The sequence below is a fragment of the Nostocoides veronense genome, assembly GCF_039531185.1.
GTDB lineage: Bacteria > Actinomycetota > Actinomycetes > Actinomycetales > Dermatophilaceae > Nostocoides_A > Nostocoides_A veronense.
On record NZ_BAAAPO010000030.1, the window covers coordinates 1 to 4,256 of the forward strand.

Genomic DNA, 4,256 nt, shown 5'->3' on the forward strand with positions numbered 1-4,256 from the left:
CGAGCACGACACCAACGCTGATGGCTATTGATCAGCCCGGATGCCGAATTAACTCAGACACACCTCAGGTCTTCTCGCTCGTCGCCCCCACTTCGCCGGTGCAAAAGCCCCGCATCCGCGCCGCACAGGTCCTCTTTGAGACCGCCGAGACCTTGTATGCCGCCCGCTCGGCCCTGCGATCCGGCGACCAGGAGGCCGCCGATGAGGTGCTGATGCGAGCCCGTGGATCGGAAGCCCAACTGCGGGCGCTCTCCGAAGCATCCTCGGAAGGCATTGCGCTGGTGCGTTATTCGCCGCTGCTGCGCCAGCACCGCCAGCATGTCCAGGATGTCGCCGACTTGGTGGCGCCCCTGGACCGACTGGTGCGCAACTCCCGCGTGCTGGCCCGACGGGTCAGTGTCGCGGCCTGGCGCGAGGATGAGGTGCCAAGCGAGGTTGCCGGTCTCGTGGGAGCCACGGCCGAGGTGACGGAGTTTTGCGCCAATGAACTCTTCGCCCGCCGGCTGCCGACCCGGGCGCGCGATCGCATCAAGCAGGTCGGCGCCGAGTCATCCCATCTTCACCTCAGCGATCTGACGCTTTCCAGCGCAGTCATCATCGCCCAATGCCGCAGCATGCTCGCCGACCTGCTGGAACTGACGGGCATGAGTTACGCGGACGCACGCGCCGCCATACCCGACATGGACTGACCTGCCTCGCGCGCTCCCGCAGTAGGGTCGAAAGACACGCATCGCCACGACAAGGGAGTCAGCTATGACGGCAGCACGGATCCTGCGCGAAGGTCTGGATTTCGGAGAGGGCCCGCGCTGGCGCGACGGGCGACTGTGGTTCAGCGACTTCTATCGTCACGCCGTCTACACCCTCGATGAGTCCGGCCAGGATGAGCAGCAGGTCCTCGCCGTCCCGGGCCAGCCGTCCGGGCTCGGCTGGCTCCCCGACGGCAGCCTGCTGGTGGTGAGCATGCTGGATCGCAAGGTCCTGAAGCTGATCCCCGGAGGCTCCGAGGCGCAGGAGTATGCCGATCTCTCCGGCCTCGCCGACTACCACGCCAACGATCTGGTCACCGATGCCGAGGGTGGTGCGTATGTCGGCAACTTCGGCTATGACCTGCACGAGGACATCCGCACTCGCGAGATCCCGGTCATCCTCGCCGACGAGGTCACTGGCGTCACCCGGCTCGCACGCATCGCGCCGGACGGGTCGGTGTCGAGCGCGGCCGAGGGCATGCGCTTCCCCAATGGCATGGTGCTGATCGACGAGGGCCGCACGCTCGTCGTGGCAGAGACCACGGGCCTGCGGTTGACCGCCTTCGATGTAACAGCGGACGGCGGCCTCAGCAACCGGCGGGTCTGGGCCTCGACCGCCGAGCAGATGGTCGCGCCCGATGGCATCTGCGCCGACCCGCAGGGTGGTGTGTGGGTGAGCGCCGCGCTGGGCAATGCCGTCGTGCGCTATGCCGAGGGCGGCGAGGTCACCGGGATGGTCGAGACCAGTCAGATCGCCTATGCCTGCGCCCTCGGCGGCTCCGACGGCCGCACCCTGTTCGTCATGACCGCACCGTCGAGCGACCCACACGAGGTCGACGGCCGGGGTCTCGGACGAATCGAAGTCGCCACGGTCTGAGCGGGGTGATCCGAGCCGGGATGTGACGCGATCCCGCGCCGGGGCGGGGGCATCGGCAGGTGTCGCGGCATAGAGTCGCGGGGTGACCGACGGCCTGCTGCCCTTCATCGTGCCCGTGGACGATCCGGTGGCGCTGGCCGCCCGGGAGGGCTCGCTCGGAGCGCTCGCCGATGCCGTGCGCCGGCTCATCGATGTCAGTGTGCGCACCGAGGTGGACGACGCCGAACTCGACCGCGTCGCGGCCGGGATCGGGGAGCTGGCCGACCGGCTCGAAGCCGAGGCCTCCGCGACACCTCTGGGGCTGGTGGTCAGCAGCGACGGCCGTTTGCGCGATCACGGCAATCCCGCTGTCGGCCTGCGCAATCCGATGGCGCCGCCGCTGCGCATCGCGCGTGGCGAGGACGGCAGTGCGCAGTGCACGATCACGCTGGGGGCGCCATACGAAGGGCCCCCGGGACATGTCCACGGCGGGGTCGTCGCCCTCGTCCTCGACCAGGTCCTCGGCACGGTGCCGCCGCTGGTCGGGAAGCCGGGCATGACGGCATACCTCAATGTCACCTATCGGCGGCCTACCCCGCTCGGGGCGGCCCTGACGGTGTCGGCGGAGCCGGTCGAGGTGGGGGAGTGGAAGGTCTTGGTGCGCGGGGATATTCGCACCGCCGACGGCGAGATCACCGCCGAGGCCGAAGGCCTGTTCGTCGTGCCGCGGTTTGCCCGGCATCGCGGAGCGGCCCCGCAGAGTGACGCCGGGGACTTCGATTCCGAGCATTTCGGCGGACGCGCCGGCCATTGACGCCGCCGGGCTGAGTAAGCTCCGCGGCCACGCGCGCGAGTCCGCACCGTCGGGCTGACGGACGGCCAGCAGCGCAGGTCAGACGAGTTCGACGGCGAGTCCCGCCGCGCGCAATTCCGCGATCGCCGAGGGCGATGCTCCCTGCTCGGTGATGAGCAGATCGACCTTGCCGATGTCAGCGATTCCCGACATCTATGGAATTGGTGACCACCGTCAGGCCGGCCCGATCGGCCAGTTGGCGCGCGACCTCCGAGGCCGTGCTTCCGCCGCCGATCGCCACGGCCTGCGTGAGGAGCGGGATCTGCGCGGCGCAGGCGGCGGCGATGCGCTGCTTGGCCTCACGGCCCTGGGTGTCGCGATAGCGGACCGGCAGTTCGGTGCCCGAATCCGGTTGTGAGGCACCACCCATGGGTCCGGCGCAGCAGCGATTCCTTGTCCAAGGCGGCCAGGTCGCGACGGATCGTCGCCTGCGAGACGTCCAGTTCTTTCGCCAGGTGCTCGACGTGGACATGGCCGCGCATGCGCACGGCTTCCAGGATGCGCACGAGACGTTCGGTGCGGTGCGCTGTGTAGTGTTCGCCGCTCACGGTCGCAATGGTACTCAAGGTACACGGAACAGTAAGTATCGCACATTTTGTCTGCGCAGTTCGCGGGCGAAGGGGGTGCGCACACGGGTAGTGCGGACGAGGTAATCGTCGCGAAAGGGCACTTTCCATGACCGTGTCGGCTGCGACCAGGCGTCGGCGCGGCCGGCTGTCAGCTGATGCTGTGCGGGACACATGTGATCTCCGCCACAATGACTGTTGGCGCGGTAACCATTTCGTGACCTGAGGCGTCTGCACCGGTGTCCGCGATCGTTCCTGCCCTCCAGATCTTGCATGCCCTCACCTGACACGAAGACTTCCGTCCGACGCGGCAATGACGCCCCTCCACCGCCCTCCCGTGGCCGCCCGACGGTCGCCCTGGCGACCCGCCCGTCCAGGCCGGCGCCCGTGGACACGACCCCGCTCGACGGCGCGGCCCCCCTCGACGACGCGGCCCGCCCCGGCGGGCCGGACGCCCTGCCGGCCCCGAAGCCGGTGCTCGGCCTGTCCTTGACCGGCATCCTCGGGGGTGCGCTCGCGGCCGTGAGCGCTGCGGCCCTCGGCGCCCGCCTCGGCCTCGCCGGGACCCTCGTCGGCGCCGCCGTCGGCAGCGTGGTCTCGGCCATCGCCGCGGCGGCCTACACCCAGTCGCTGCGACATACCCGCGAACTGATCCGCACCCGCACGCTGACCACCGGCCGCGCCGGCCGGGTTGAGGTGGAGCAATCCCAGGTCCGCGAGGTCGCACCGCGCGCTGTGCCCGCTGGTATGCCGCGACGCATCGCCGCGACCGCCGCCATCCTCTTCGTGTCGGCCGCTGTCATCCTGACTGGCCTCGAACTCGGCCTAGGTCGCTCGCTCGACGGTCAGGGCTCGACGACGGTCGGGCAGGTCGCCGAGCGCGCCGTGACCGGGAATACCCGGCCGAGCTCGTCGCCGACCGGCACCACACCTGCCTCCGGGTCCAGCACGGCTCCGTCCTCGACGGACTCTTCCTCCGATGGCTCGTCCTCGACCAGCAGCACCGGGACCGAGTCGAGCACCACGGCTCCCACTGGGACGAGCACCACCGAACCCACCGGGAGCGCCACGACACCGGTCGCGCCGTCAACTACGGGTGAGACGTCGAGCGCGACGACGACGACCCCGCCGAGTCAGGCCCCGACAACGCCCGCGAGCACGCCATCCGCTGAGGTCACGGGCTCCGCGACCGGCACGTCCACTGGCTGAAAGAAAGTCGAGTTCGGGAAACACGC

Annotated in this window: 5 protein-coding genes and 1 pseudogene; 4 read left to right on the forward strand and 2 right to left on the reverse strand. The window is 69.6% G+C overall.

From position 1 onward, the window contains the following. From ABD225_RS09470 to ABD225_RS09480, 3 genes and pseudogenes are all read left to right on the forward strand, one after another. Window positions 1–689: pseudogene (locus ABD225_RS09470) on the forward strand (hypothetical protein); the annotation flags it as partial. A gap of 64 nt (window positions 690–753) precedes the next feature. After that, complete coding sequence (locus ABD225_RS09475; protein WP_344084085.1) at window positions 754–1,623, forward strand: SMP-30/gluconolactonase/LRE family protein; 870 nt, start codon at window positions 754–756, stop codon at window positions 1,621–1,623. An 82-nt stretch (window positions 1,624–1,705) separates the two neighbouring features. After that, complete coding sequence (locus ABD225_RS09480; RefSeq protein ID WP_344084088.1) at window positions 1,706–2,416, forward strand: PaaI family thioesterase; 711 nt, start codon at window positions 1,706–1,708, stop codon at window positions 2,414–2,416. A 175-nt stretch (window positions 2,417–2,591) separates the two neighbouring features. Here the strand turns inward: ABD225_RS09480 and ABD225_RS09485 are convergent, their stop codons facing one another. Together ABD225_RS09485 and ABD225_RS09490 are read right to left on the reverse strand one after the other, a co-directional pair. Beyond that, window positions 2,592–2,825, reverse strand: coding sequence for a DeoR/GlpR family DNA-binding transcription regulator (locus ABD225_RS09485; protein ID WP_344084091.1), 234 nt, complete (start codon window positions 2,823–2,825; stop codon window positions 2,592–2,594). Beyond that, complete coding sequence (locus ABD225_RS09490; protein ID WP_344084132.1) at window positions 2,755–3,132, reverse strand: DeoR family transcriptional regulator; 378 nt, start codon at window positions 3,130–3,132, stop codon at window positions 2,755–2,757. Before ABD225_RS09490 ends, ABD225_RS09485 begins: the two co-directional genes overlap by 71 nt. Before the next feature lie 276 nt (window positions 3,133–3,408). Between ABD225_RS09490 and ABD225_RS09495 the strand changes: the two genes are divergently transcribed. Beyond that, a complete protein-coding gene (locus ABD225_RS09495) occupies window positions 3,409–4,230 on the forward strand; it encodes a hypothetical protein (RefSeq protein WP_344084094.1) in 822 nt (273 codons plus the stop codon). The last annotated feature ends 26 nt before the right edge of the window (window positions 4,231–4,256 follow it).